The sequence below is a fragment of the Luteibacter sp. NPDC031894 genome (assembly GCF_050273135.1).
Lineage (GTDB): Bacteria > Pseudomonadota > Gammaproteobacteria > Xanthomonadales > Rhodanobacteraceae > Luteibacter.
Genome location: NZ_JBNNMV010000005.1, coordinates 219,296 through 245,905, shown reverse-complemented (window position 1 = coordinate 245,905; position 26,610 = coordinate 219,296). Strand labels below are relative to the sequence as shown.

The 26,610-nt window shown below is 66.6% G+C and carries 22 protein-coding genes; 11 read left to right on the top strand and 11 right to left on the bottom strand.

Annotated features, from left to right (window positions below; genetic code table 11):
- Window positions 1-27: 27 nt before the first annotated feature.
- Window positions 28-2,235, top strand: a complete 2,208-nt coding sequence (gspD, locus tag ACQKIE_RS14790; RefSeq protein WP_427460401.1) for a type II secretion system secretin GspD — start codon at window positions 28-30, stop codon at window positions 2,233-2,235.
- Window positions 2,236-2,273: 38 nt separating this feature from the next.
- Window positions 2,274-4,784, top strand: a complete 2,511-nt coding sequence (gene hrpB / locus ACQKIE_RS14785) for an ATP-dependent helicase HrpB (RefSeq protein ID WP_427460399.1) — start codon at window positions 2,274-2,276, stop codon at window positions 4,782-4,784.
- Between the two features lie 20 nt (window positions 4,785-4,804).
- Here hrpB and dbpA read toward each other — a convergent pair whose 3' ends face one another.
- Genes dbpA through ACQKIE_RS14765 form a run of 4 tightly spaced genes read right to left on the bottom strand, consistent with a single transcriptional unit; the run spans window position 4,805 to window position 8,661 of the window.
- Window positions 4,805-6,181, bottom strand: coding sequence for an ATP-dependent RNA helicase DbpA (dbpA, locus tag ACQKIE_RS14780; protein ID WP_427460396.1), 1,377 nt, complete (start codon window positions 6,179-6,181; stop codon window positions 4,805-4,807).
- A gap of 44 nt (window positions 6,182-6,225) precedes the next feature.
- The gene (locus ACQKIE_RS14775) at window positions 6,226-6,945 is read right to left on the bottom strand and encodes a pseudouridine synthase (protein ID WP_427460394.1); all 720 of its coding nucleotides are present in this window, start codon (window positions 6,943-6,945) and stop codon (window positions 6,226-6,228) included.
- Window positions 6,946-6,958: 13 nt separating this feature from the next.
- The gene (locus ACQKIE_RS14770) at window positions 6,959-7,732 is read right to left on the bottom strand and encodes an ABC transporter permease (RefSeq protein ID WP_427460392.1); all 774 of its coding nucleotides are present in this window, start codon (window positions 7,730-7,732) and stop codon (window positions 6,959-6,961) included.
- Complete coding sequence (locus ACQKIE_RS14765) at window positions 7,729-8,661, bottom strand: ABC transporter ATP-binding protein (protein ID WP_427460390.1); 933 nt, start codon at window positions 8,659-8,661, stop codon at window positions 7,729-7,731. Before ACQKIE_RS14765 ends, ACQKIE_RS14770 begins: the two co-directional genes overlap by 4 nt.
- Before the next feature lie 82 nt (window positions 8,662-8,743).
- Between ACQKIE_RS14765 and ACQKIE_RS14760 the strand changes: the two genes are divergently transcribed.
- Both ACQKIE_RS14760 and ACQKIE_RS14755 read left to right on the top strand, forming a co-directional pair.
- Window positions 8,744-9,490 (top strand): FAD-binding oxidoreductase, encoded by a 747-nt coding sequence (locus ACQKIE_RS14760; RefSeq protein ID WP_427460388.1) that lies wholly within the window; start codon window positions 8,744-8,746, stop codon window positions 9,488-9,490.
- Window positions 9,491-9,520: 30 nt separating this feature from the next.
- Window positions 9,521-10,801 carry a flavohemoglobin expression-modulating QEGLA motif protein gene (locus tag ACQKIE_RS14755; protein WP_427460386.1) on the top strand — a complete coding sequence of 427 codons (1,281 nt, stop codon included), beginning with the start codon at window positions 9,521-9,523 and terminating at the stop codon, window positions 10,799-10,801.
- Between the two features lie 5 nt (window positions 10,802-10,806).
- Here the strand turns inward: ACQKIE_RS14755 and ACQKIE_RS14750 are convergent, their stop codons facing one another.
- A complete protein-coding gene (locus ACQKIE_RS14750; RefSeq protein ID WP_427460384.1) occupies window positions 10,807-12,813 on the bottom strand; it encodes a reprolysin-like metallopeptidase in 2,007 nt (668 codons plus the stop codon).
- A gap of 337 nt (window positions 12,814-13,150) precedes the next feature.
- Here ACQKIE_RS14750 and ACQKIE_RS14745 point away from each other — a divergent pair, with 337 nt between their 5' ends.
- From ACQKIE_RS14745 to ACQKIE_RS14735, 3 genes are all read left to right on the top strand, one after another.
- Complete coding sequence (locus ACQKIE_RS14745) at window positions 13,151-15,451, top strand: NADP-dependent malic enzyme (protein ID WP_427460382.1); 2,301 nt, start codon at window positions 13,151-13,153, stop codon at window positions 15,449-15,451.
- A 166-nt stretch (window positions 15,452-15,617) separates the two neighbouring features.
- Window positions 15,618-18,311 (top strand): pyruvate dehydrogenase (acetyl-transferring), homodimeric type, encoded by a 2,694-nt coding sequence (aceE, locus tag ACQKIE_RS14740; RefSeq protein ID WP_427460380.1) that lies wholly within the window; start codon window positions 15,618-15,620, stop codon window positions 18,309-18,311.
- A gap of 118 nt (window positions 18,312-18,429) precedes the next feature.
- On the top strand, window positions 18,430-18,765 hold the full coding sequence (locus ACQKIE_RS14735) for a DUF4377 domain-containing protein (RefSeq protein ID WP_427460378.1): 336 nt from the start codon (window positions 18,430-18,432) through the stop codon (window positions 18,763-18,765).
- A 68-nt stretch (window positions 18,766-18,833) separates the two neighbouring features.
- Here the strand turns inward: ACQKIE_RS14735 and ACQKIE_RS14730 are convergent, their stop codons facing one another.
- The 4 genes from ACQKIE_RS14730 to ACQKIE_RS14715 form a co-directional block, all read right to left on the bottom strand.
- Window positions 18,834-19,157: a hypothetical protein gene (locus tag ACQKIE_RS14730; protein ID WP_427460376.1), complete on the bottom strand. Its 324-nt coding sequence runs from the start codon at window positions 19,155-19,157 to the stop codon at window positions 18,834-18,836.
- A 93-nt stretch (window positions 19,158-19,250) separates the two neighbouring features.
- A complete protein-coding gene (locus ACQKIE_RS14725) occupies window positions 19,251-19,934 on the bottom strand; it encodes a glutathione S-transferase (RefSeq protein WP_427460374.1) in 684 nt (227 codons plus the stop codon).
- A 60-nt stretch (window positions 19,935-19,994) separates the two neighbouring features.
- Entirely contained in the window at window positions 19,995-21,296 is a 1,302-nt protein-coding gene (locus ACQKIE_RS14720; RefSeq protein ID WP_427460372.1) for a thioredoxin family protein, read from the bottom strand.
- Window positions 21,297-21,358: 62 nt separating this feature from the next.
- Entirely contained in the window at window positions 21,359-22,618 is a 1,260-nt protein-coding gene (locus tag ACQKIE_RS14715) for an MFS transporter (protein ID WP_427460370.1), read from the bottom strand.
- A 109-nt stretch (window positions 22,619-22,727) separates the two neighbouring features.
- Here ACQKIE_RS14715 and ACQKIE_RS14710 point away from each other — a divergent pair, with 109 nt between their 5' ends.
- A complete protein-coding gene (locus ACQKIE_RS14710; RefSeq protein ID WP_427460368.1) occupies window positions 22,728-23,435 on the top strand; it encodes a hypothetical protein in 708 nt (235 codons plus the stop codon).
- A gap of 21 nt (window positions 23,436-23,456) precedes the next feature.
- Here ACQKIE_RS14710 and ACQKIE_RS14705 read toward each other — a convergent pair whose 3' ends face one another.
- A complete protein-coding gene (locus ACQKIE_RS14705; RefSeq protein ID WP_427460366.1) occupies window positions 23,457-24,278 on the bottom strand; it encodes a ferritin-like domain-containing protein in 822 nt (273 codons plus the stop codon).
- 72 nt (window positions 24,279-24,350) lie between these two features.
- The gene (locus ACQKIE_RS14700; RefSeq protein WP_427460364.1) at window positions 24,351-24,767 is read right to left on the bottom strand and encodes a universal stress protein; all 417 of its coding nucleotides are present in this window, start codon (window positions 24,765-24,767) and stop codon (window positions 24,351-24,353) included.
- Window positions 24,768-24,955: 188 nt separating this feature from the next.
- Here ACQKIE_RS14700 and ACQKIE_RS14695 point away from each other — a divergent pair, with 188 nt between their 5' ends.
- From ACQKIE_RS14695 to ACQKIE_RS14685, 3 genes are all read left to right on the top strand, one after another.
- Window positions 24,956-25,405, top strand: a complete 450-nt coding sequence (locus ACQKIE_RS14695) for a hypothetical protein (protein WP_427460362.1) — start codon at window positions 24,956-24,958, stop codon at window positions 25,403-25,405.
- A 125-nt stretch (window positions 25,406-25,530) separates the two neighbouring features.
- Window positions 25,531-26,058: a peroxiredoxin gene (locus ACQKIE_RS14690; RefSeq protein WP_427460360.1), complete on the top strand. Its 528-nt coding sequence runs from the start codon at window positions 25,531-25,533 to the stop codon at window positions 26,056-26,058.
- A gap of 2 nt (window positions 26,059-26,060) precedes the next feature.
- Window positions 26,061-26,603 (top strand): hypothetical protein, encoded by a 543-nt coding sequence (locus ACQKIE_RS14685; protein WP_427460358.1) that lies wholly within the window; start codon window positions 26,061-26,063, stop codon window positions 26,601-26,603.
- Window positions 26,604-26,610: the final 7 nt, after the last annotated feature.

Here is a 26,610-nt window from a genome sequence, read left to right as displayed (position 1 = left end):
GTCGCCCCAGGGAAGGAGGAACCACATATGAAACACGGAACGCACGGCATGGCCCTGCTTGCGGCCTTGCTGACGGTGGCCTGCACTCCGAAACATGCAAGGCCGGACGGCGAACTGGAGCGGGAAGCGCTCGCGGGCGTGCACAATCCGGTGCCCGGCGCACTGCCGTTGGCGGAGGACGAGGCAGGAGCCGCACTCGCGGAAACGAGTGGCGCCGGCGACATCCGGCGTGGCAACGGGCGCTTCATCCACCCACGTGCGGCCGACAAACCCCGGCCGGAAGCGAAGGGCGAGGGCACCGTCACGCTCAACTTCGAGAACCAGCCGATCGAGGCCGTGGTGAAAGCGATCCTTGGGGATCTGCTCGACGCCAACTATTCGATCGCACCGGGCGTCGAAGGTGCGATTTCCTTCTCCACGGCAAAGCCGGTCATGCGTGAGGAGGCGTTGCCGATTCTCGAGACCCTGCTTTCCTGGACAGGCAACGCACTCGTCCGCGACCAGGGCCGTTACAGCATCCTCCCCGCGAGCCGCGCCGTGGCGGGGCGAATCGCACCGAGCATGAAAGCAACACGGCCGGCCGCGGGCACGACCGCCCGCCTGTTTCCCTTACGCCACGTCGCCGCGCCGGCGATGGCGAAGTTGCTCGAACCCTTCGTGCTTCCTGGCGCGATCCTTCTCGCCGATCCCGCGCGCAACGTGCTCGTGCTGGCAGGCGCGCGCGCGGAACTTGCCAACTACGAGGACACGATCGAGACGTTCGACGTGGATTGGGTGGCGGGCATGTCCGTGGGCGTCTTCAGCCTGGAGAACGCCTCCGTCGGCGAGGTGCTGCCGGCGCTGGAATCCGTCTTCGGCGAAAAGAGCGGCACGCCGATCGCAGGGCTGTTCCGCTTCATTCCCATCGCGCGTACCAACGCGGTGGTCGTGATCGCCACGCGTGCCGAGCACGTCGAACAAGTGGGGGAGTGGATCGCGCGCATTGACCGCGGCGGCGGCAACGAGCCCCGCCTGTTCGTTTACGAAGTGCGCAACCTGCTGGCCTCGGACGTCGCGAAATATGTTGGCAACGTTTTCGGCGGTGCGGTCACCGGTGACAGTCCGGCGAGGATTGCGCCCGGCCTCACGGCATCCGCATTGGGCGGCGGGCAAGGGCTCGAGGCGGAAGGCGGCGGTCTGTCCGCAGCCGACAACGCGGCCGATGGCGAATCCTCCTCCTTCTTCGACTCGCCGCCGGCGGCCGCCTCCAGCCCGGCGACGGGCGATGCCCGCTCAGGCATAAGCATTACGGCCATCGACGCCAACAATCAGGTGATGGTCCGTGCGCGGCCTTCGCAATGGGCGGAGATTCGGCAAGCGATCGAACGGCTCGATGCCCGGCCGCTGCAGGTCCAGATCGAGACACGCATCCTCGAGGTGGACCTGGTCGAGAACTTCCGTTTCGGCGTCCAGTGGTACCTCGAAGGGCTTGCCGGTGCGGGCGGACCTGACGGCGAAGGCGGCGTGACCCAACCGGGAAACCAGCAGCAGTGGAAACTGGGCGACGTGCGTCCGAGAGCCGGTTCGCGAGCCGACACGTTCTACTACTCCTTCGTCAACAAGAACCTCCAGGTCGCGATCCGCGCCATGGAGCGCGACAGGAACACGAAAATCCTTTCTGCTCCTTCGCTCGTCGTGGTGAACAACCGCAAGGCGCGCATCCAGGTCGGCGACCAGATCCCGGTGACACAGACCTACGTGAACACAGGTATCGGTAGCGGCAATCAGGTGGGCCAGGTCGAGTACAAGGACACCGGCGTGATCCTGGATGTCCGGCCTCGCGTGAATCCAGGCGGCCTGGTGTACATGGACGTCGTGCAGGAAGTCAGCAGCGCGGACGAGACGGCCCAGGGAGCGAACCTGCCGATCTCCAAGCGCAAGCTCACGACCCAGGTCGCGGTGCAGAGCGGACAGACCGTCCTCTTGGGCGGGCTCATCCGCCAGCAGGACGACCGGTCGCAAAACGGCGTGCCGGGCCTGTCGCGCATTCCTCTGCTCGGCGCGCTGTTCCGTGACCGTTCGACCCGCAGCGATCGTACGGAACTGATCGTCCTCATCACGCCCAAGGTGATCGCCGACGGCGAAGATGCCAAGCGCGTGTCCGATGAGTACCGGCGGGCCTTCCGATCGCTGCGTCCCTTCGAAGCCTCGGCGACCACGGCGTCGGAGCCGGTGCAGGCGCGCGCGGAGGGCTGATCCCGCACCGAGAGACAGGTTGCGTACCATAGCGGGGTATGGAGTCCGTCTTTCCCATCACCCCCCTGCTCCCCGATATCGTCGCCTCGCTCGCCGGGTGCCCGCGCCTGGTGCTGGAGGCACCGCCGGGCGCCGGCAAGACGACGCAGGTGCCGCTCGCGCTGCTGCGCGCGCCGTGGCTCGGCGGCGGCCGCATCGTGATGTTGGAACCGCGGCGTATCGCCGCGCGAGCGGCGGCAGCGTTCATGGCCCGTCAGTTGGGCGAGGAAGTCGGCGAGACCGTCGGTTACCGCATCCGCTTTGAATCGCGCGTGGGGCCCCGCACGCGTATCGAGGTCGTGACCGAGGGGGTCCTTGGCCGAATGATCCAGGACGACCCGACGCTCGACGGCGTCGGCGCCGTCCTGTTCGACGAATTCCATGAGCGGCATCTTGCCGGCGACCTTGGCGCCGCGTTGGCGCTGGACGTGCAATCGAGCTTGCGTCCGGACCTGCGCCTGTTGGTGATGTCGGCGACGCTCGACGGCGAGCGCATCGCCCGGTGGCTGGATGCGCCACGTCTTTCCAGCCCGGGCCGCAGCTTTCCTGTTCGCGTCGAGCATCCACCGGCGCGTCCGCAGGAGACCATCGAGCAGCACCTGGTGCGTACCGTCCTGCAGGCGCTGCGCGAGACGGACGGAGACGTGCTCGCTTTCCTCCCCGGGCGCCGCGAGATCGAGCGCGCGCGCGGCATGCTCGAGCGTGTCGAGGAGCGCATCGACGTCGTGCCCCTGCATGGCGAACTCTCGCTGGCCGAGCAACAGCTGGCGCTTTCGCCTGCCGAAGCGGGAATGCGACGTGTCGTGCTTGCCACGAACGTCGCGGAGTCGAGCGTGACCTTGCCGGGCATCAAGGCCGTCGTCGATGCCGGCCTCGCGCGCGAGCCTCGCTTCGATCCCTCGTCAGGCTTCGCGCGATTGGAGACCGTGGCCATCTCGCAAGCTTCGGCCGACCAGCGCGCCGGTCGCGCGGGGCGTGTCGCCGAAGGTGTAGCTTACCGTCTCTGGGCGCAGAGCCGGCGGCTGGAAGCGGCCCGCAGCGCCGAGATCGAACACACCGAGCTGTCGGGCCTCGCGCTGGAACTGGCCGGCTGGGGCAGCGACGACCTGCCGTGGCTGGACCGCCCGCCGGTCGGCGCCATGGGGCAGGCCCGCGACCTCCTGCACCGATTGGGAGCCATCGATGAGGCGTCCGCCGTCACGCCGCTGGGTCGCGAGATGCTCGCGCTCGGTGCCACGCCTCGCCTTGCCGCCGCCGCGCTAAGGGCACCGGCAACGCACCGGCCGCTTGTCGCGGACCTGCTGGCACTCGTAGAGGCGCGTTCGCCCCTGCGTGGCGAACACGGACGGAACGACGACTTCCGGCAGCGCGTGACCGCACTTCACCTATGGCGCGATGGCGGCGCCCGTGCGGTTCGTGGCGGTTACGCCGACGTGGGTGCGCTGGCTGCCATCGAAAAGGCAGCGTCGGGGTGGCGACGCCGACTCGGCGTGCGCACCGCGGCGAGTGGCGTGCCTGACAGTCACGCGGTGGGTGACCTCCTCGTCCACGCTTTCCCCGATCGCGTCGCCCGCCGTGACGAAGCGCAGGCAACGCGTTACCAGCTCGCCAATGGGCGCGGCGCGCGCTTGCACGAAGCGAGCGCGTTGCATGGCGAACCCTGGCTTGTCGTGCTCGACCTGCGCCTCGACGCGCGTGACAGCCTCATCTTCGCCGCGGCGCCTTTCGATCCCGCCCTCCTCGAGCGCGATCATGCGGATCGTTTCATCGTCGAACGCGTCGTGCGCTGGGACGACGAGCGACAGATCGCTGAGGGATTCGAGGAGCGCCGCTTCGACGCGCTCGTGATGTCGCGCCGTTCCGTGCCGTTGACGGACGACGACGCGGTGCCGGCGCTGCTCGCGGCCATTCGATCGCGCGGCGTGATCGCGCTCCCGTGGAGCGAGCATGCCTTGCGTCTGCGTTCGCGCATCGGTGCGTTGCGCGTGTGGCGGCCGGAGCTAGGCTTTCCTGACGTGGGCGACGAGGCGCTGCTGCGGGACCTCGATCGTTGGCTCGCTCCCCATCTTGCCGGCAAGCGTCGGCTCGAGGCGCTACAGGCCGCCGAGTTGTCCCAGGCTCTCTCGTCGATGCTGGACTACGACCAGCGCCGCGCGCTGGACGCCCACGCGCCGGAAGAACTGAAGGTTCCCAGCGGCATGACACGTCGCCTCGATTACGGCACGCGCGACGACGACGCCGGAGCGCCGCCGGTGCTCGCCGTGAAATTGCAGGAATTGTTCGGGCTCGCCGACACGCCCCGGGTCGGGGACGGTCGCGTCCCGGTGATGCTGCACCTGCTTTCGCCCGCCGGCCGTCCCATCCAGGTCACCCAGGACCTCGCCGGCTTCTGGAATCGCACGTACCCGGAAGTGAAAAAGGAATTGAAGGGACGCTACCCGAAGCACCCGTGGCCTGACGATCCGTGGACCGCCACCGCGACACACCGGGCGAAACCGCGCGGCACCTGATCGTCCGTCGCGCGCAGCGATCAGCCCAACGGGCGCACGCGGAAGTTACGGCCCTTGATCTTGCCGGCGCGCAAGCGCTCCAGTGCCTTGTTGGCGAGGTCGCGGCGGATCGCGACGTAGGCGCGCGTGGCATAGACGTCGATCTTGCCGATGTCCTTGCCGTCCAGTCCGGCTTCACCAGTGAGCGCGCCGAGGATGTCGCCGGGGCGCATCTTGTCCTTGCGGCCGCCGTCGATCACCAGGGTCTTCATCGGCGCGAGGTTAAGTACCTTCCTTCCATCGCCGGCGGGTTTGGTCGGGTAGCGGGGCAAGGGACCGCCGAGGCGCTCCTCGATGGCTCGCAGCTTGTTCAGTTCGCGCGACCCGGCGAGCACGATGGCGAGGCCCGTGGCGCCCGCGCGGCCGGTGCGGCCGACGCGATGTGTATGCGTGTCCGGATCGTGCGCCACGTCGTGGCTCACCACCAGCGGCAGGTCCGCAATGTCGAGCCCACGCGCCGCGACGTCCGTGGCGACGAGGACCGTGCAGCTGCGGTTCGCGAAGCGCACCAGCACTTCGTCACGATCGCGCTGTTCGAGGTCGCCGTGCAGGGCGAGGGCGGAGAAGCCGCGCCGGTCGAGTTCCGCGGCGACGGTTTCGGTGTCCTTGCGCATGTTACAGAAGACGAGCGTGGCCTCCGGCTTCGCCTGCACGAGGATGCGCGCGAGCACATCGGCCTTGACCGGCGGCTCGACCTCGACGACGCGTTGTTCGATCGTGCTTTCGTCATGCGCCTCCTCGACCGAGATGCTCACCGGATCCTGCTGCACGCGCGCGCTGACGGCGCGGATCGCGTCCGGGTACGTGGCCGAGAAGAGCAGCGTCTGATGGTGCTTGGCGATGCGCTTGACGATGTCGTCCATGGCTTCCTCGAAGCCCATGTCGAGCATGCGGTCCGCCTCGTCCAACACGAGCATCTTGATGCCACCACCATGCAGGCTGCCGCGCTTCAGGTGTTCCTGGACCCTTCCCGGCGTGCCCACGACAATGTGCGGATCGTGTTCGAGCGACGCCAGCTGTGGCCCAAGGGGCATGCCGCCGCACAACGTGAGCAGCTTCACGTTGGGGATATTCACGGCCAGCCGCCGGATCGCCTTGCTGACCTGGTCGGCGAGTTCGCGGGTGGGGCACAGCACGAGGGCCTGGAGGCGCACCTGCGCGACATCGATCCGCTGGAGGAGTCCCAGCCCGAAAGCGGCGGTCTTGCCGCTGCCCGTGCGTGCCTGTGCGATGACGTCGCGCCCGTCCAGGATGGGCGGCAGCGCTTCGCGCTGGATCGCCGTCATGGCGGTGTAGCCGATGCCTTCGACGGCGTCGAGGAGGGCGGGCGAGAGGGGTAGCTGGCTGAAGTCGCTCATGCCGCCATGATCGCACGCCTTCGCCGATCCCGCGGCGGACGGGGCTACCAGGCTTGCCTTTCTGGCAGCAGCCCGCGCAGTTCCGCCTCGGTCAGGTTGCGCCACTGGCCGATCTTCAGGTGCCCCAGCTTGATGTTGACGACGCGCACGCGGCGGAGCTGCGTGACGCGATAACCGAAGGCCGCCGCCATGAGGCGGATCTGCCGATTCAGTCCCTGGGTAAGGATGATGGCGAAGCCGAACTTGGCGATGCGCCGCACCTTGCACGGGCGGGTCATCTGGCCGTGCACGCGCACGCCTCGCGCCATGCCGGCGAGGAACTCGTCGGTCACGGGCTTGTTCACCGCCACGAGGTATTCCTTCTCGTGGTGGTTCTCCGCGCGGAGGATCTCGTTGACGATGTCGCCGTTGCTGGTGAGCAGGATCAACCCTTCCGAATCCTTGTCCAGGCGCCCGATCGGGAAGATGCGCTGGGGGTGGTCGATGAAGTCGACGATGTTGCCGTCGACCGTGGTGTCGGTCGTGCAGGTGATGCCCACGGGCTTGTTCAGCGCGATGTAGATGCCCCGGCTCTTCGCCGGACTGGCGATGAGCGTGCGCGCGACGACGACCTCGCCGTCGACCTTCACGACGTCGCCATCGAGGGCTTTGGCGCCCATGCCGACGACGACGTCGTTGATCGTCACGCGTCCGGCGACGAGGAGGTCGTCGGCTTCGCGGCGCGAGCAGATGCCCGCCTCGCTGATGTACTTGTTTACCCGCATCCCGGCTGGCTCGTCAGGAGCGCAGGCCGACGCCGCGGGTGAGCAGGCGCAGAGCGACCGCCGACAGGCCCACCACGAACACCAGCATCACCACGAACGCCGTGACGATGGGCACGTCGCTGACGCCGAGCACGCCGAAGCGGAAGGCGTTCACCATGTACAGGATGGGATTGGCGAGCGAGATGCTATGCCACGGCTCACCCAGGAGGTCCACGGAATAGAACACGCCGCCCAGGTACGTCAGCGGCGTGAGCACGAACGTGGGCACCAGGGCGATATCGTCGAACTTCTTCGCGAACACGGCGTTGACGAAGCCGGCCAGGGAAAACACCGACGCGCCGAGGACCACCGAAAGGAAGGTGATGACGGGATGGGCCACGTGCAGGTCCGTGAAGAACAGCGCGATGACCAGCACCAGCGCGCCGACGATCACGCCGCGCGTGACGGCGCCGGTGACGTAGCCGAGCAGGATCACCCAGTTGGGCATCGGCGAGACCAGCATTTCCTCGACGAAACGGCCGAACTTCGCGCCGAAGAACGACGAGGAAATGTTGCCGTAGCTGTTCGTGATGATGCTCATCATCACGAGGCCGGGCACGATGTACTGCATGTACGTGAAGCCGTGCATCTGCCCGATGCGGCTGCCGATCAGCTTGCCGAAGATGACGAAGTACAACGTCATCGTGATGGCCGGCGGGATCAGCGTCTGGGTCCAGATGCGCAGGATGCGCATGATCTCGCGGCGGACGATGGTGCCCAGCGCGACGAGGTTGGTGGCGCCGCTCATGCCGCGTTCTCCCGGCCATGCTCGACCAGTCGGACGAACAGTTCCTCGAGGCGGTTGGCCTTGTTACGCATGGAGGTGACGGTGACGCCATGCGTCGAAAGCGTGGCGAAGAGGGAATTCAGATCGTGCGCGCGGGACATCTCGGCCTCGATGGTGTGGTCGTCGAGCTTGCGCAGGGTGACGCCCGGGGGGCTCGGCAACGTGGCCGGCACGGCCGACACGTCGAGCACGAAGGTCTCGACGTCCAGCGTGGCCAGCAGGCTGCGCATCGTCGTGTTCTGCACGATACGGCCCTGGTCGATGATCGCGATGTTGCGGCAGAGCTGCTCGGCTTCCTCGAGGTAGTGCGTCGTCAGGATCACCGTGGTGCCCGCGGCGTTGATGCCGCTGACGAACTGCCACATCGAACGGCGGATCTCGATGTCCACGCCCGCCGTGGGCTCGTCGAGGATCAGCAGCTTCGGCTCGTTCATCATCGCGCGAGCGATCATGAGGCGCCGCTTCATGCCGCCGGAAAGCATCCGGGCCTGGTGGTGGGCTTTATCCCACAGCCGGAGTTCCTTCAGGTACTTCTCCGCGCGCATCGAGGCCTCGGCGCGGCCGATACCGTAGAAGCCCGCCTGGTTCACGCAGATGTCGAAAGGTTTTTCGAACTGGTTGAAGTTGATCTCCTGGGGAACCAGGCCGATCAGGCGCATCGCTTCGCTGCGGTGCTTGTGGATCGACACCCCGAAGATCTCGGCATCGCCGGAAGAGGCGTTCACCAGGGAGGAGAGGATGCCGATCAGGGTCGATTTGCCGGCGCCGTTAGGGCCGAGCAGGGCGAAGAAATCCCCGGGCTGCACGGTGAGGGAGATGCCCTTCAGGGCCTCCACGCCGTTGCCGTAGGTCTTCCGTAAATCGTTGACGTGTAAAGCGGGAGTGGTCATGGGCTGCGCCGGAATGACAAGCCGCCTATTATACCGGGCTTTGCCGGCCCGCTTTGTTCCCCGGCGTCAACAGAGACTTTCCATGGCTGAACAGTTCCAGCTCCGCCTCGTCGACAGCTTCATGCTGGCTCCGACGGTGCGCCACCTCTCCTTCGAGCGGGTGGACGGCCAGCCGCTGGCCTTCGTGCCGGGACAGTTCCTCCAGGTCCACTTCCATTACGACGACGGCAAGCCGACCAAGCGCAGCTATTCGGTCGGCACGGTGGGCGACGGCTCGGGCCCGGTGCAGCGCGTCGAGATCGCGGTGAGCTACGTCGACGGCGGCGCCGCGACCGCCCTGCTGGGTGGCCTGGAGCATGGGGGCACGGTCGATGCCAGCGGCCCGTATGGCCGCTTCTGTCTCATGGAAGGCGACCAGAACCGCCGCTACATCCTCATCGCCACCGGTACCGGCGTCACGCCGTACCGCGCCATGCTGCCTCAGATCGAGGCACTCATCGCCTCGCGCGGCTGCCGCTTCGTGCTCCTGTACGGGGCGCGCAACGAAGGCGAACTGCTTTACGGCGAGGAATTCGAGGCCTTCGCGCGTAGCCATGAGGGCTTCACCTTCCATCCCTGCCTGTCCCGTGGCGCCCGGCCGAACCCGCGCCCGCACGACCGCCTCGGATACGTCCAGGACATGCTCGCGGAGCTGGAACCCAGCGGCGAGGGCGACATCGCCTACCTCTGCGGCAACCCGAACATGGTGGACGCGGCGTTTGCGGCACTGAAGGAACACGGCCTGTCCGTGCAGCACATCCGCCGCGAGAAGTACATTTCCTCCCGGTAAGAGGCGTTCACGGGCCTATAATCCGGCCCCATGCACCTGCCTGCCGTCCCGTTACACCTCTCGCCGGAGATGCGGCGTTACGCCGCGCTGGACCAGCGCCTCCTCGTCGCCGCCGGCAGCATTCGCATCCTGCCCACGGTGTCGTGGCCAGCCTCGGTGGAAGAGCGGCTGATCGAGGAATTCGGCGCAGGACGCCTCTCGATCCCCGATATTCGCTACCGTCCGCCGATGCTGGACGGTACCCGTGCCGAGCTGGAGGCCATCGAGGCCGAAGCCGACGAGGACCACCCGATCGCGGAATACCTTCGGCGCACCGCCGAATCCTGGCGCATCGCGGCGGACATGCTGCACGCGGCCGGCAGCGCGCGCGTGACCGAGACGTCCGTCCTGCTCTACGGCAAGCCGGGTGATGCGATTCCCGGCAGCAACCGGAGCAATCTCGATGCCGCCCGCTACTTCGTGGACCTCGCCGACGAGCTCGGCGCCGACCTCGAGACCGAGGACGCCACGGGTGTCATCCCCGCGGAAGAGTTGCGCCGCGACATGGCCGAGCGCCTGGACGCCTTCTTCGCCCCCGGGACCATTTCGGTGGAAGTCGATCCGGAACTGACGGCGAAAGCGGCGGCCGGCGCGACCCGCATTCGCCTGCGCGCCGGCGTGCGCTTCACCGAATACGACCGTCACCAGCTCCTCGCGCACGAAGCTTTCGTGCATTCGCTCACCGCCCTCAACGGCCGCGAGCAGCCCGTACTGGCCTCCCTCGCGCGCACCTCGCCGCGCGTCACGGCAACGCAGGAAGGCCTGGCGGTGTTCGCCGAACTGATGTCCGGCGCGATCGATATCTCCCGGCTGAAGCGCATCAGCCTGCGCATCCTCGCCATCGACATGGCCCTGAACGGCGCCGACTTCGTCGAGGTCTTCCGTTACTTCCGCGAATGCGGACAGAACGTCCCCGACAGCTTCCACTCCGCGCAGCGCGTTTTCCGCGGCGTGCCGCTGACCGGTGGCTCCGCGTTCGCGAAGGACAACGTGTACCTCAGCGGCCTGCTGGCGGTGCATACGTTCTTCCGCTGGGCGTTGCGCCAGCGGCGGCTCGACCTGTTGCGCAACCTTTTCGCCGGAAAGCTCGCGCTGCACGACGTCATGAGCCTCGAGGCGCACTTCCAAAGCGGCGACATCGCCCTGCCGCGCTACCTGCCGCCGTGGATGCAGCACGTGCACGGACTGGCCGGAAAGCTGGCTTTTTCATTGTTCGTCAACCACATCCACATGGCGGGCGTGGAAGCCGAGGAAATCTCCCTCGGCCTCTGAGCCGGCTAGCGCACCTGTAGCCGTGGGGAGATGGCGAAGAAGCGTCCATCGGCACAGGCGATGCGGAGTCGGGCGTCTGTCGAAGGGGCGATATCGGCGGGTATGACGACCTTGGCGCGCCCCTCGTTGGGCAACTGCCGGGCCAGCGGCATGTCCAGGAAGCTGGAGCCGGCGTCGATGGACACGTCGATCCGCACCGACGGGCAGTCGATGGGGGCCTTGGCGGTATCCGCGGGATCCCACCGGACGATGTGCGGTTTGCCGCGCCGAAGGGTGGCGGACCGTAGCGGCGCGGTGACCGCGAAGGCCCTGCCGGTATCCACGACCTCCACGACGCGTTCGGCATAGACCGCGGGAGTTCGCAAACCTTCACGCTCGTCACGAACCGTCATGCGGAAACGCAGCCGACGGTCGCTCGTCGCTAAGGTGTCGCCCTGGTCCGCCTTCTCGCTTCCCAGCAGCACCGCCATCGCGGGAAATGTCTGCGTCCCGTCCATGTGGGGCTTGCGCGAACGAAAGAGGGGGCCGCTGCCACGGTCGGTAAGGGTCGCATCGATCTGGAAGTCGCCCATATCCATCTGCTCGAATGTGTAGCTCGTCCTCGCACCGGCCTCCGTGAACCGCGCCAGGCCGGTCAACTGGAACGGCGTGCGCGCGGGCACCCGCATGGGCCGCCGCCATCCTTCGGTGTCGAGCCAGGGCGGACGCGCCGTCGCGGTTTCGGTCGTGGCACACGCACCTCCGGCGCCTGCCAGCCACGCCCCGACCTCTTCGACGCTCGCGCCATGGAAATAATCGTCCGAATGCGGTTGCAGGTCTTGCTGGCCACACAGGCCCGCATAACCCATCACCGTGGAACCGCTTCCCGGTTCGAGCGCCGTACCCGCCGCCCGCTGGGCGCGTGAGCAGCCATTGAACGTGTGGGAGGCGCCGAACTGGTGTCCGAGTTCGTGGGCAATGAAGTCGACATGGAAGGGGTCGCCGAACGGCCTCGCACTGCCTGTCATGCCCGCGGCTTTGGAAAGGTCGCGATCCTCCGTCCTGCCCGTCCATCGCGTGCATGTGTTGCCGATCGCGCCGACGATGCCGCTATCGCGCCGCGCATCCAGCAGGTGACCGACGTCGAAGGCATCGTCGCCCAGGGCTCGCGACACGACTTCGACGTTCCGCAGCGCCATATCGATGTCGTAGGTCCCATCGTCAGGCTTCAGGTCACCGAAGGGGTCGGGTTCGTCCGGGGTGAATACCAGCTTGTCGTTGTCCTCGGCGAGGACGAGGTGCACCCCGAAGTCTCGCTCGTAGATGCGGTTGACGCGGTTGACGGCGGTGACGATGGCTTGCAGGGCCTGGGCCCGCGTTCCGCCCTGGCTACGGGTAAACGAGGGCGTGGCCGTCATGGCGATGCGGAAGGTGCGATAAGCGGGCGTGTCCGTGCGCCGGCCTCCTGCATCGTCGTCCTGGGCGCTTGCTTCGTGCATGTCGGCGTTCTCGCCGTGCGGCCTTCGGGTGGCGACTGCTCGTCGGAACACGGCGTGAAATCGCTCGCCGGAACGCGCATTCGGAGCGGCAGGCGCTTCCGGCCGGACCAGCCAGTCACCGGCGGGATCGCGTACCGTCGCGTCGATGCCGTTGGGCCCCATGTCGATGCGGACACGGCGCCCTTCGGCGTCCTCGCCCCGCATGCTCTTCAGGTCCGGGTAACGCGACGCCAGTCCTGGAGGGAGCACCCCGGAGGGTTCCAGCATGAACGTGCTGCTTCCGCCTGCCGGCAGTGGTAGTGCCAGGGACGATGGCGCCTTGCTTCCGCGCATCCGCCGCATCGTGCTCTCGAGGGCGTCCTGGTCCAGGATGACCCGGCGGGTGGATGCCGGCAGGTCGGACGAGGCGCGGGCAGACGTCCTTTGCTGGGTGCTGGGCGCGTCTCGCCAGAGTGGCGTGTCTGCCAGGGCGGTCGATGACACAAGCGCGAAGAAGCCCGATAACGGATAGATCAATGGATGACGGACGGACATCTCGAATCCTTTCCTTAGGGGAGGGGAGCGCCCGGCGTCGTGCCAGGCAACTGCATGAGACCCCCGCAGTCCCGGCAAAATCTGTCGGTGGATTCGCAGTCTTGGGTCAGTCCGCGGCAGTCGACGCCATGCCGGGCCACAACGTGCGCCTGAACGCAGTCGCATTCCAGGTATGCATCGCACGGATAGGTCGGGGTCCATATCACTGCATGTCGTATTGCGACACAGCCCCGACGGGCGGTTGCCGTGCTTGCCGGTGCTACCATGCCCGCTTGCATCGCAGCCCCCGACAGGGCGGCATGCGCCCCTTCCGACCCGTTACGTCCCACAGGATCCCATGGCCATTTCCGAGGAACTGAGGCAAGCCGCTCTCGAATACCACCGCCTTCCGCGCCCGGGCAAGATCAAGGTCACGCCTACCACGTCGCTGCTGACCCAGCGCGACTTGTCGCTCGCGTATTCGCCCGGCGTCGCTGCCGCGTGCGACGCGATCGTGGCGGATCCGAAGCAGGCCGCCGAGCTGACGGCCCGCTCCAACCTGGTGGCCGTGATCTCCAACGGCACGGCGGTGCTCGGCCTCGGCAACATCGGCGCACTCGCTGGCAAGCCGGTCATGGAAGGCAAGGGCGTCCTGTTCCAGAAATTCGCCGGCATCGACGTGTTCGACATCGAGATCGACGAGACCGATCCGGATAAGCTGGTCGAGATCATCGCCAGCCTCGAGCCGACCTTCGGCGGCATCAACCTCGAGGACATCAAGGCGCCCGAGTGCTTCGTGGTCGAGCGCAAGCTGCGCGAGCGGATGAAGATCCCCGTGTTCCACGACGACCAGCACGGCACCGCGATCATCGTGGGCGCGGCGGTCATCAACGCGCTGCTCGTCACCGGCAAGAAGATCGAAGACGTGAAGCTGGCCACGACCGGCATGGGCGCGGCGGGCATTTCCTGCGTCGACATGCTGGTCACGCTGGGGATGAAGAAGGAAAACATCCTCGCGTTCGACCGCGACGGCGTGCTCCACAGCGGTCGCACCGATCTCGACCCCGACAAGCAGCGCTACGCGCGCGATACCGACAAGCGTACCCTGGCGGAGATCGTCGAGGGCGCGGACATCTTCCTGGGCCTCTCCGCTGGCGGCATCCTGAAACCGGAGATGGTCGCGACGATGGCGGAGCGCCCGATCATCTTCGCGCTCGCCAATCCGAATCCCGAGATCCTGCCGGAGGACGCGAAGGCCGTGCGGCCAGACTGCATCATGGCGACGGGCCGCTCGGACTATCCGAACCAGGTCAACAACGCCCTGTGCTTCCCTTATCTTTTCCGCGGCGCGCTCGACGTCGGCGCGACGGTCATCAATGAACAGATGAAGGTCGCCTGCGTCCAGGCGATCGCCGAGCTGGCGCGTCGTGAGTCGTCGGACGTCAGCGCCCGGGCCTATGGCGGCAAGCCGCCCAGCTTTGGCCCGGACTACCTCATTCCGCAGCCGTTCGATCCGCGCCTGCTGATCCAGCTGCCGCCGGCCATCGCACAGGCGGCGATGGATTCCGGCGTCGCGGAACGACCGATCGAGGATTTCCCGGCGTACATCGAGAAGCTCACCAGCTTCGTCTTCCGCACCGGTTTGCTGATGAAGCCCGTCTTCGACCGCGCCAAGGCCGATCCCAAGCGAGTGGTCTACGCCGAAGGCGAAGAGGAGACCGTGCTGCGCGCCGTGCAGACGGTGGTGGACGAAGGCCTGGCCCGGCCGATCCTCGTCGGGCGGCCCGACGTCATCGAGAAGCGCATCGTGCGCGCGGGCCTGCGCCTGAAGCCGGGTATCGACTTCGAGATGTGCAACATCCACTCGGATCCGCGCTTCGAGGAATACTGGCGCCTGTACCACTCGATCATGGAGCGCCGCGGCGTCACGCCGGCGTCGGCGAAGGCGGTGGTTCGCTCCCGTCCCTCCGTGATTGCCGCGCTGATGGTGGAGCGTGGCGAGGCGGACGCGATGATCTGCGGCCTCGTCGGCACGTACCAGAGCAAGCTCGACTACATCCGCGACATCATCGGGCTGGACGAAGGCGTCACCGAGGCGTCCGCCATGGCGGCCGTGGCGACGGAGCAGGGCACGTTCTTCTTCCTCGACACCTATGTGCAGGAAGACCCGACCGCCGAGGAGATCGCCGAGGCCACGCTGCAGGCGTCGATCCGCCTGAAGCTGTTCGGTATCCAGCCGAAGATCGCGCTGCTGTCCAATTCCAACTTCGGCAGCCGCGAGACGCGTAACGCCAGGAAGATGCGCGAGGCGCTCAAGTTGATCCGCGAACGGGCGCCCCGGCTCGAGGTCGAAGGCGAGATGCAGGCCGACGTGGCGCTTACGCCGGAACTGCGCGAACGAATCTTCCCGAACTCGCGCCTGGAGGGTAAGGCAAACGTCTTCGTCTTCCCGAACCTCGATGCGGCCAATACGACCTACAACATGATCCGCGTGCTCTGCGACGGCGTGGTCATCGGCCCGATCCTCATGGGCGTGGCCAAGCCGGCGCATATCCTCACCCCGCAGGCCACGGTCCGCCGGGTGGTGAACATGACCTCGGTGGCCTGCGTCGAGGCGCAGATCCGGGCCGGGAAGCCGAGGACGGTCGTGCCCGATTGACGGTCCGGGCCGAGGCCAATCGGCCCAGATCCTCGATTTAACACGATCCAAACCCCCACACCGCCGCGCATGGGGAAACCTTGCGGTATCATGAAAAGGTTTTCCCGCCACCCCAGCGGCCCCACTTAGTCCCCATGAGCGCGCGTCACGCGCGAGCGGAGCATCCATGGACCAGATCGACGAAATCCTGAACCAGGACCTCGACCCCACCGAAACCCGTGAATGGGTCGAGTCGCTCAATGCCGTCATCAATCACGACGGCACCGAGCGCGCGCACTTCCTGCTGGAGCGCATGGTGGATTCCACCCGTCGCGCGGGCGGCTACCTGCCGTTCGACCCGACGACGGAGTACGTGAACACCATTCCGCCGCACATGGAGGCGCGCAGCCCCGGCGACGCCGCCATCGAATGGCGCATCCGCTCGCTGATCCGCTGGAACGCCCTGGCCACCGTCGTGCGCGCCAATCGCAAGCCCGGCGACCTCGGCGGCCACATTTCCAGCTTCGCCTCGTCGGCCACGCTGTACGACGTCGGCTTCAACCATTTCTGGCGCGCCCCGAGCGCCGATCACCCGGGCGACCTGGTGTTCCACCAGGGCCATTCGGCGCCGGGCGTGTACGCGCGCTCCTTCCTCGAAGGCCGCCTGGGCGAAGACCAGATGGACCTCTTCCGCATGGAAGTGGAGGGCAAGGGCCGCGGCCTTTCGTCCTATCCGCACCCCTACCTCATGCCGGATTACTGGCAGGTGCCGACCGTCTCGATGGGCCTCGGCCCGATCCAGGCGATCTACCAGGCGCAGTTCTGGAAGTACCTCGAGCACCGCGGCCTCATGCCGAAGACCGATCGCAAGATCTGGTGCTTCATGGGCGACGGCGAGTCGGACGAGCCGGAGTCGCTGGGCGCGATCTCCCTGGCCGGCCGCGAAGGCCTCGACAACCTGATCTTCGTCATCAACTGCAACCTCCAGCGCCTCGACGGTCCGGTGCGCGGCAACGGCAAGATCATCCAGGAACTGGAAGGTGTCTTCCGCGGCGCCGGCTGGAACGCGATCAAGGTCGTGTGGGGCAGCTACTGGGATCCGCTCCTCGCCCGTGACACGACCGGCAAGCTGCGCCAGCTGATGATGGAAACCGTCGACGGCGAATACCAGGCGTGCAAGGCCTTCGGCGGCGCGTACACGCGCGAGAAGTTCTTCGGCAAGTATCCCGAGACGGCGGCGCTCGTCGCCAACATGTCCGACGACGACATCTGGCGCCTCAATCGCGGCGGGCACGATCCGCACAAGGTGTACGCGGCCTACCATGCGGCGGTGAACACCAAGGGCATGCCCACGGTGATCCTCGCCAAGACGGTGAAGGGCTACGGCATGGGTGCCGCCGGCGAATCGCAGAACCCGGCGCACAACCAGAAGAAGATGGACGCAGACGCCGTGCGCGCCTTCCGCGACCGCTTCAACATCCCGGTGCCGGACGACAAGCTGGACGAAGTGCCGTACTACCACCCGGGCAAGGACTCGGAGGAAGTGCAGTACATGCTGGAGCGCCGCCGCGCGCTTGGCGGTTCGCTGCCGCAGCGTCGCCGCAAGGCCGACCAGTCGTTCAAGGCACCGACGCTCGAGTCGTTCGAGCAGATCACCAAGGGCACGGGCGATCGCGAGATCTCCACCACCATGGCGCTCGTGCGCGGCATGAACCTCATGCTGCGCGACAAGGAGCTCGGTCCGCGCCTCGTGCCGATCGTGGCCGACGAGGCCCGCACCTTCGGCATGGAAGGCATGTTCCGTCAGATCGGCATCTACGCACCGTTCGGGCAGAAGTACCGCCCGCAGGATGCCGACCAGCTGCTGTACTACCGCGAGGACCAGAAGGGCCAGGTGCTGCAGGAAGGCATCAGCGAAGCCGGCGGCATGAGCGCCTGGCTCGCCGCGGGCACGAGCTACAGCATCAGCAACGTGGCGATGCTGCCGTTCTTCATCTACTACTCGATGTTCGGCTTCCAGCGCATCGGCGACCTCTGCTGGGCGGCGGGCGACATGCGCGCCCGCGGCTTCCTGATCGGCGGCACCTCGGGCCGCACGACGCTGAACGGCGAAGGCCTCCAGCACGAAGACGGCCATTCGCACCTGCTGTCCGGCGCGATCCCGAACGTGGTGTCGTACGACCCGACCTTCTCCTACGAGCTGGCGGTGATCCTGCAGGACGGCACGCGCCGCATGATGCAGGAGCAGGAAGACGTCTACTACTACATCACCGTCATGAACGAGAACTATGCCCACCCCGACCTGCCGAAGGGCAGCGAGGAAGGCATCGTCAAGGGCATGTACCTGTTCAAGGACGGCGGCAAGGCGAAGAAGAACGAACCGCGCGTGCAGCTGATGGGCTCGGGCACCATCCTTCGCGAAGTGATCGCGGCCGCCGAACTGCTCGAGAAGGACTTCGGCGTCACCTCCGACATCTGGTCGGTGCCGAGCTTCTCGGAAGTGCGCCGCGAAGGTTTCGACGCCGAGCGTTGGAACCGCCTGCATCCGGAAGAGACGCAGCGCGTGCCGTATGTGACTGGCTTGCTCGCCGATCGCCAGGGCCCCGCCATTGCCGCGACGGATTACGTCCGCGAGTTCGCCGACCAGATCCGCGCGTTCATGCCGGACGGCGTGCGCTACACGGTGCTGGGCACGGACGGCTTCGGTCGCAGCGACACCCGCGCCAACCTGCGCAGCCACTTCGAGGTGGATCGCTACTGGATCGCGCACGCCGCCCTGGCCGCGCTGGCGAAGGATGGCAAGGTCAACGCCAAGGACGTCAGCCGTGCGATCAAGGAATACAAACTGGACGCGAATAAGCCGAATCCGATGTCGGTCTGATCCCAGGGACGTGTAGCATGACGAAGGCCGGGCCATCCCGGCCTTCGTCGTTTTCGCGTCACGCGTCGTCGATGGCCCGGGTGGTATTCCTTCTCGCATTCACGCCATGGAACTCGTCATGCGCCTAGTCGCCTTCGCCCTCATCGCCGTTTCCCTTGCCGGATGCGCCACGGCGCCACCGGACCACGGATCGCGGTCGCGCCTGCTCTATGTCGCCGGCAGCAAGGTGCCATGCGGCACCGGCACGATGAAGACGGAATGCCTGCAGTTCCGCGAGCAACCCACCGAACCCTGGCAGGCCACGTCCGTGCCGGTGGAGGGTTTCGACTGGAAATCGGGCAACGAGTACCTGCTGAAGATTACCGAGGTCCACAGCCCTGGCGACGCACCGCAGGACGCGTCGCGCGTGCGCTGGCACGTCGACAAGGTGGTCGAGCAGCACCCGGTGCAGTAACCGATGCGGTAGCCGCAAAAAGAAAGGCCGGGATCGCTCCCGGCCTTTTCGTGTCCCGCGGACCGACCTCAGTCGTCGTCGCGCAGGGCGTGCCGGATAAGCAGGAAGGTACCGATCGCGGCGGCCGCGATGCCGATGGTTACGCCCGGATGGCGCTGCACCCGGCGGCGCAACTTGCGGTACTGGTACGTGGCCACGTCGGCGATGTCTTCGGCCATATAGCGGATGCGCTGGTCGTTGGCGGTGCGGGAGAGCTTGCCCGTAATGCGACGGCTACGGTCGAGCAGGTCGCTGCCGGCACCGGCAGCTTCGTCGGCATAGTGGCGGACGCGGCCCGAAACCCCATTGACGGCGCTTTCGACCTGGCGTGCGAATTCGCGGTTCCTGCTCATTGGTGTTTCCTCGCAGCGTTTCTACAGGCTGCAGACTTTGCAGTCGGTTCCGTGAGGCTCATGTAAACAGCGGCAACGGAGTTGAACCGCGATTCAGCGTGACGGCTTCGGTGCGAGGTCGTAGTCGCCGCCACGCTCGAGGGCCGCCCGGTAGGCGGGACGCGCGTGGATGCGCTGGAGGAAGGCGTGCAGCGACGGCCGGGAACCGTCGAGGGTGGCACGGCTCGCCGCGGCCTCTAGTGGAAAGCTCATCTGGATGTCCGCCGCCGTGAAATCCTCCCCCGCGAACCAGCCCGTCTCGCCGATTTCGCCTTCGAGGTAATCGAGGTGCAGCGCCAGTTGCGGATCGACGAAAGCCTTCTGCGCGCCGCGTGCCAGCATGCGGGCGATGGGCTTGGCGAAGAACGGCACCGGCGCCGATTCCATGCGAATGAAGACGAGCTTCAACAGCAGGGGCGGCATGGCGGACCCCTCCGCGTAATGCATGAAATAGCGGTAGCGCAACGCATCGGGCGTGCCCGGCGTCGGAACGAAGCGCCCTTCGCCGTAACGGTCCAACAGGTACTCCAGGATGGCCGCGGATTCGGCGAGGACGATATCGCCGTCGACCAGCACGGGCGATTTCCCGAGCGGGTGGACGGCGCGCAAGGCCTTCGGGGCCAGCATCGTCTTCGGGTCGCGCTGGTAGCGAACGATCTCGTACGAAAGGCCGAGTTCTTCGAGCATCCAGAGCACGCGTTGCGAGCGCGAGTTGTTCAAGTGGTGGACGACGATCATGGGCCGGCTCGCGCGTGACGGAACGCGAAGACTAGCAGGCCACGGCGCTCCTTCGTTCGTTCATATCGTCGTGAGGGATTCCTGGAGCTTCTTCGTCTGCTCGGGGAATGCCTTGCCCTCCTCGGCTACCGTCTTGGCCACCCGCTTCCGCGCCTCGTCGTCGCGATGCAGCGCACGCAGTGCCTTCACCTGGTAGGTGGTGACCGTGATGCGGTTGGCGCCATACGCTTTCTTCGCCGCGGCATCGAGGTAGGGGAGACCTTCCGCGGCCTTGCCGTTTTCGACCAGGCGGCGCCCATAGCGGTAGTTGTAGACGTAGTCTTCCGGATAGGCCGCGATCAGCTGCTTTTCCAGCGTGTCGAGTTCATCGCCCGCCTTCACGCGAACGAGGTAGACGCGGAGGTTATCCGCGAGATTGCGGTCGCTGCGGAGATCGCCGTGCAACCTTGCGCGACTGAGGTCGATCGCCTTGCGCAGCACCGCCTGCTCACCGCGGGCGTCACCGAGTGCCGCATCGAGGTCGGCCGCCGCGAGAACCGCGCTGCGCTGGTCGGCGCAAGCGGGTGTGTCCGTGAACACCTGGGAAGCGAGGTACGCCTCGTAAGGTGCTTTCTGCGGTGCCAGCAGCTCACGCCGCGCATCGGGCTGCCGCGACTTGCTTGCGCCGAGGAGGTCGTCGAGCACGTACGGCCGGTCGCAACCGATCTTCCCCGCGAGGATCTTGCCCGCGGCGGCGACGATGGCGTCGTCGTCCTTCTTGTCCTTGGCCTGCAGCAGGAGCAGTCGTTGTTTGGCGAGGGCGACACGCTTGTCCTTGTCGGACACGTTGCGCACCATCGGCGGCAGCGTGTCGAACCACGCCATGCCCTCGCTGCCCTGGTATCGGAGCTGGTAGGTGTCGAGCACGTCGGCGACAGCGGCCAGCGAGCCCTTCGCCGCGTCGGCCTTCTGCTTCGACAGGCGGGCGTCGCCGGAAAGGATGCCCGCGACTTCGCTGTAGAAGGCGGCGCGGGGGCGTTCGGCGAGGATGCGGCCGAGTTCTTCGCCATCGGGGCCGACCAGGACATACGTCGGCAGGAAGTGGACGTTGAGCTTCTCCATCCAGGCCTTGTCGGCCGGTTGGTCGGCGTCCGCCTCGTAAACCACGACTTTACGGGTGAGGTCGTCCCACTCCTTGCCATTGAGCACATGGCTCGCCATGAAATAGCACGAGTAGCACCAGACCGCCTGGAAATCGACGAGCACGGGCTTGTGCTCGCGCTTGCCTTGGGCAAGGGCCTCGTCGAGCGTGGCGGGACCCGGATGGGCGGCCTGGGCCGTCGCAACGAGGCTGAACAGGAGGACGGCGAACAGTCGCTTCATGGAGACACCTTCCCATTTGGAGGTATAGACGTCTACCTAATAGCACGCTTTGGGGTGCCGTGTCAGATCGTGCCGCTGGCCCCCTCGACGGGCTCGGGCTCGGAAACAAGGCCCTGGCGGCGGCGCAGGGAGGGGAACCACCACATCCAGAGGCCTACGACCAGAAGGGTCCCGATGCCTCCGATGAGCGTCGCGTTCACCGCGCCCATGGCGGCGGCGAGCAGGCCGGACTCGAACTCACCGAGCTGGTTGGACGTGTTGATGAAGATGGCGTTGACCGCGCTCACGCGGCCGCGCATGTCGTCAGGCGTCTCCAGCTGCACCAGTGCACCGCGGATCACCATGCTGACCATGTCGAAGGCGCCCAGGGCGAACAGCGCCACCACGGAGAGCCAGAGCACGTTCGACAGCGCGAAGACCAGTGTCGCCATGCCGAAGCCCGCCACCGACGCGAACATGATCGGTCCGACGCGCCGCTCCAGGGAGTGACGGGACAGCCAGAGGGACATCAGTAGGGCGCCCACCGCGGGCGCGGCACGCAGGACGCCCAGGCCCCACGGACCCGTGTGCAGGATGTCCTTGGCGAAGATGGGCAACAGCGCCGTCGCGCCGCCCAGCAGCACCGCGAAGAGATCTAGCGAGATCACGCCGAAGACCGCCGGGCGGTTGCGGATGAAGTGGATGCCGGCGAACAAGGTCTTGAGCGTGGCCGGCTCGCGCCGTGGCGGGAGGTGGTCGTAAGCGAGCCGCGACATCAGGACCAGCGCGACGAGGTAAAGGACGGCCGAGACGCCGTATACCGTCGCCGGTCCGGCGACATAGAGCAGGCCACCCAGGGCCGGACCGGCGATCATCGCCGCCTGGCCCGCGGCGGCGTTCGCCGCCATGGCGCGTGGCAAGGCATGCATGGGCACGAGGGCCGGCAGCATCGACTGCAGGGCCGGGAATTCGAAGGTCTTGGCCAGGCTGACGACGAAGACGAGGGCCAGGATGCCGGTCTCTGTCAGGTGTCCCGAGAGACTGAAAACAGCGAGCAGGGCGATGGCGACCCACTCGATGGCCTGGCAGATGGTGACGATGCGGCGGCGGTCGAACTGGTCGGCCACGTGCCCGGCGGGCAGGGCCAGCAGCACCGACGGGACGAATTGCACGAGGCCGATGAGCCCGAGGTCGAGTGCGCGGTGGGTGATCTCGTAGACCTGCCAGCCGACGGCGACCGACATCATCTGGAAACCGAAGCTGGAGGCGTTCTTGGCGAACCAGAACTGCACGAAGGCGCGATAACGCAGAAGCGAAACCGCTTCCCGGGGGGAGGACGACATCGGCGATCCTTGAGGATTTCCTCAGATTTTACGCCGATCCCCGCAGGCGTTTGCTCAGCATCGCCGTATCGGGGAAGCTAAGGCCTTTCCGCCCGGGGTCCGCAAGATCATGCGTCGTATCGCCACCCTCATCGCCGTCGCCGCGCTCGCCAGCGCCTGTTCGTCGCCACAGGACCAGCAGGCCGCGCAGGCGCCCGCGCCCGACAATCGCGCCGACGAAGCGGCAAGGAAGCTGGAAACCTACCAGCAGCTCCTGAAGCTGCATAACGATGGCCCCGCAGTGCAGCTGGGCCACGAGATCGTCGAGACGTACCCCGACACGCCCGCGGCGGCCGAGGTGAAGAAGACGCTCGACGCGCTTGAGTCCAACTACAAGGCAGCGAGCGAGAAGGCGCGCCTGTCCGCGCTGTGGCTCTACCAGACCTCGCCCATGCAGGGCGGCACGCAGAGTACGGCCACGATCCACTCGAGCCGGCCGACCGGGGATCAGACGGTGCGTCTCATCCTGCGCCGGCATACCGCGTGGGGGCAGAGCGTGTTCCTCTACGCCACCACCGGGAAGGGTTTCGTCTGCAAGGGCGACTGCTCACTGAAAGCCACCTTCGACGGCAAGCCCAAGACCATCAAGGCCTTCCGGCCCCCGACGGGCGAGCCGGCCCTCCTGTTCCGCAACGATGCGCAGTTCCTGAAGGACCTCGCCAAGACGAAGCGCCTGACCATCGACGTCGTGACCGTCAGTCGCGGCGAGACGACGCTGACCTTTGAAACCGGTGGCTTCGACCCCGCCAAGTGGACGCCGCTGCCGAAGAAAAAGTAGGAGCGCGCTCCTACCCCGCACTCAGTGCAGGAACAGCTTCTCGGTAATTCGCGTCAGGGGCCACTCCAGCATCGCATTGACCTTCGCCGGCAGGTCGAGCGGACGCAGCAGCATCTTCACCGTCATCTCCGCGGGAATATGCCGCTTCAACAGGCCTTCGGCACGCGAGGTGACGCGGCGGAACTCCGCGTCGTCGTGGGCCTTCTCCGGGTAGCGCACGTTGAAGACATGGCGCAGTGCGATGTCGCTGTCTTCGTTCTTGATCTCGCGCAGGCGCTTCAGCAAGGTGCGGAAGGTGCTCATCCGGCCAATGCGGTCGCGCTCGCGATAGATGCGGAAGTGCTGGTAGAAGTGCTTGTAGTGCCGCACTTCGTCGCTCTTGATGTAGTTGGTCAGCTCACGCAGCACGGGCTCGTCGGTGACGTCGTTCAAGGCGCGATAGAGGCTGGCCGTACCGGTCTCCACGACGCATCGCGCGGCGAGCTCGAGTCCACGGTTGGGTTCCAGTTCCTCGGAGGTGCACACCGAACCGTAATGGGCGAAGAAATTGCGGAAGCCGGCGTCCCAGTCGAACTCGGGCCACACGTGGCGAACGTAGGCCGCCAGCGCGCGGCCGTGCTGCAGTTCCTCGTGCTCCCAATGGTCGCGTAGCCAGCCCTGCAATTCGTCGTCGCCGGCGAAGTGGTCCACGAGATTGTGGGTATACAGGTCCGATCCGCTTTCGACGAAGGAGGAGCTGCACAGGAGCAGGAACAGGTCTTCGTTGTCCCTGACCTTTGCGACGTCGATCCGCGAAAGGTCCAGTGTTTCGAGCGTCCATGGCAAGGTGGCGGCATAGCTCACTGCTGGTGTACCCCGGTCTCTTGATCGTGCGCCCCCGTCGGGCAATGGCAGGATTGTGACAAAGGCGGACGCTCAACGCACGACGGTGACCGGGACGTGGGCCTTGGCGAGGACGTCGGTGGCGGTCGAGCCGACCAGCCAGCGGGCCAGGGCGCCTCGTTCGGTATGGCCGATGACGATGTGATCGACCCCGTGCTGGGCCACATAGGAGAGGAGGGCGTCGCCAGGGCTGCCGTGGACCAAGTCGACCTCGACCGCGACGCGACCCCCCGGGTTCAACGCCGCCACCTCCGCGCGCAGGGCCGCCAGGCGCTCCTCGCCCCCGTTGTCCGTCATCATCAGGGCCGAAGTGTCCGCGCCGTTCTCGATCTGCAGGACCGACACGACGTGGACCCGGGCACCGGCGCAGGCGGCGAGTTCGAGGGCGAAAAGGCAGGCACGGCGGGCCGTTTCGGAGCTGTCGTAGCCGACCAGGATGTGCTTGGGCATGGGCGGAGTCCGGTGGGGGGGGATGGCGCCATCTTAGGCCGGCGGCTCCGCCCGGCGAAGCGGTTCACGAGGCGTCCACGTAGCCGGGCCGTTCCTGAACGGCCAAAATTCCGCTCCGTGTTTCTTCACAATCGTGAGTGGAGAATCCGCCTCGCAGTTCCCTGCCACCTTTTCCACGGAGAACGAACATGATCAAGCGCTTCACGGGTATGGCCGCCCTGGTACTGGCGGCGGCAGGTTCCTTCGGCATGCAGCCGGCGCAGGCCGCCGAGGCGTCCACGAAGTGCCACATGACCTTCAACACCAGCGGTTGGGCGGCGATCTACAAGCGCCTCGACGGCGAAGGCCACGTGCGTTGCGACAACGGCCAGTCGGCCACGGTGATGATCCACGTGCGAGGCGGCGGCCTGACGGCCGGCAAGTACAGCATCGAGAACGGCAAGGGCGAGTTCACCAACGTCAAGAACATCAGCGAGATCTTCGGTGACTATGCGACGGCGGGCGCCAATGCCGGTGCGGTCAAGAGCGCGGAGAGCGTCGCGATGACCAAGGGCGAAGTGTCCCTCGCCATCACGGGTACCGGCCGTGGCTTCAACCTCGGCGTGGACGTGACGCGTTTCGAGATCTCCCGCAAGTAACTGCGGTGGTCTGCAGACGAAGGGCGCTCCCGCAAGGGGGCGCCTTTTTCTTCGGTCGCCGCGAGCGGGCGCAACCTCCGGCCGCCGCGAGTACACTCACGGCATTCCCCACCCGAGGTTCCTCCATGCGTCGCCTCCTCACTCTCTTCGTGCTGTGCATCGTGACCGCCACCGCCTGGGCCGCCGCCCCCGTCGTGGGCGACAAGGCGCCCGACTTCCGCCTGCAGGACCAGAAGGGTGATTGGCACACGCTGGAAACCCACAAGGGCAAGTGGCTGGTGCTCTATTTCTACCCGAAGGACTTCACCGCCGGCTGCACCACGGAGGTCTGCACCTACCGCGACGACACCGTCAAGCTGCACAAGGCTGGCGCGGTCGTCCTTGGCGTGAGCCTCGACGACGTCAAGTCGCATAAGGAATTCGCCGAGAAGTACCACGTGCCGTTCCCGCTGCTTTCCGACGCGGACAGCGCCGTCGCGGTGAAGTACGACGTGCTCACGACCACGCCCACCGGCCAGAAGTACGCCCGGCGCGAGACGTTCCTCATCGACCCCGCCGGCAAGATCGTCAAGGTCTACAAGGATGTCGATCCCGAGAAGAATTCCGGCCAGGTGCTGACCGACCTCGCCGCACTGAAGAAGGCGGGCGCCTGATCGTGTTCGGTACCGTCAAGGGCGCACAGCGCTCGCGTCCTTTCGCCGCCTGGCGCATCGTGGTCTGGCTGGTGATGCTGCTGGCGGCCGTGGGCCTCGTCATCAACACCTACGCGTCGGTGATCCTCGCCAATGCCGTGGGCGCTGTGAGTGCCGAGGCCATCGCCGCCGGCGCGGGCGATCCGCGCGTCGGTGTGGCGTGGTCGCTGGCCTATGCGCTCGGCGCCTTCGTCGTCGTCATCGTGGCGCTTGGCACCTTGCGCTGGCGTGACTGGGGACGCCGGGCCATGCGCATCATCGCCATCCTCTTGCTGGTGTGGTCGGCCTACACGGCCTGGGTATCCTTCGACCAATGGCGGCAACTTGGCGTCGTGCTTACCCAGCCCGGCCTCCCCGCGGACCTGCTCGCATCAGGCGAAAAACACCGGACGATCCTCCTGGTCGGCGTGGTACTCAAGGCGGTTTCGGTTCCCGTGCTGGGCTGGCTCGCCTGGGTCCTCGGCACCCTTCGGGTGCGCCAGCAGTTCGCGCGCTCGCCCTTCTGATCGGTTC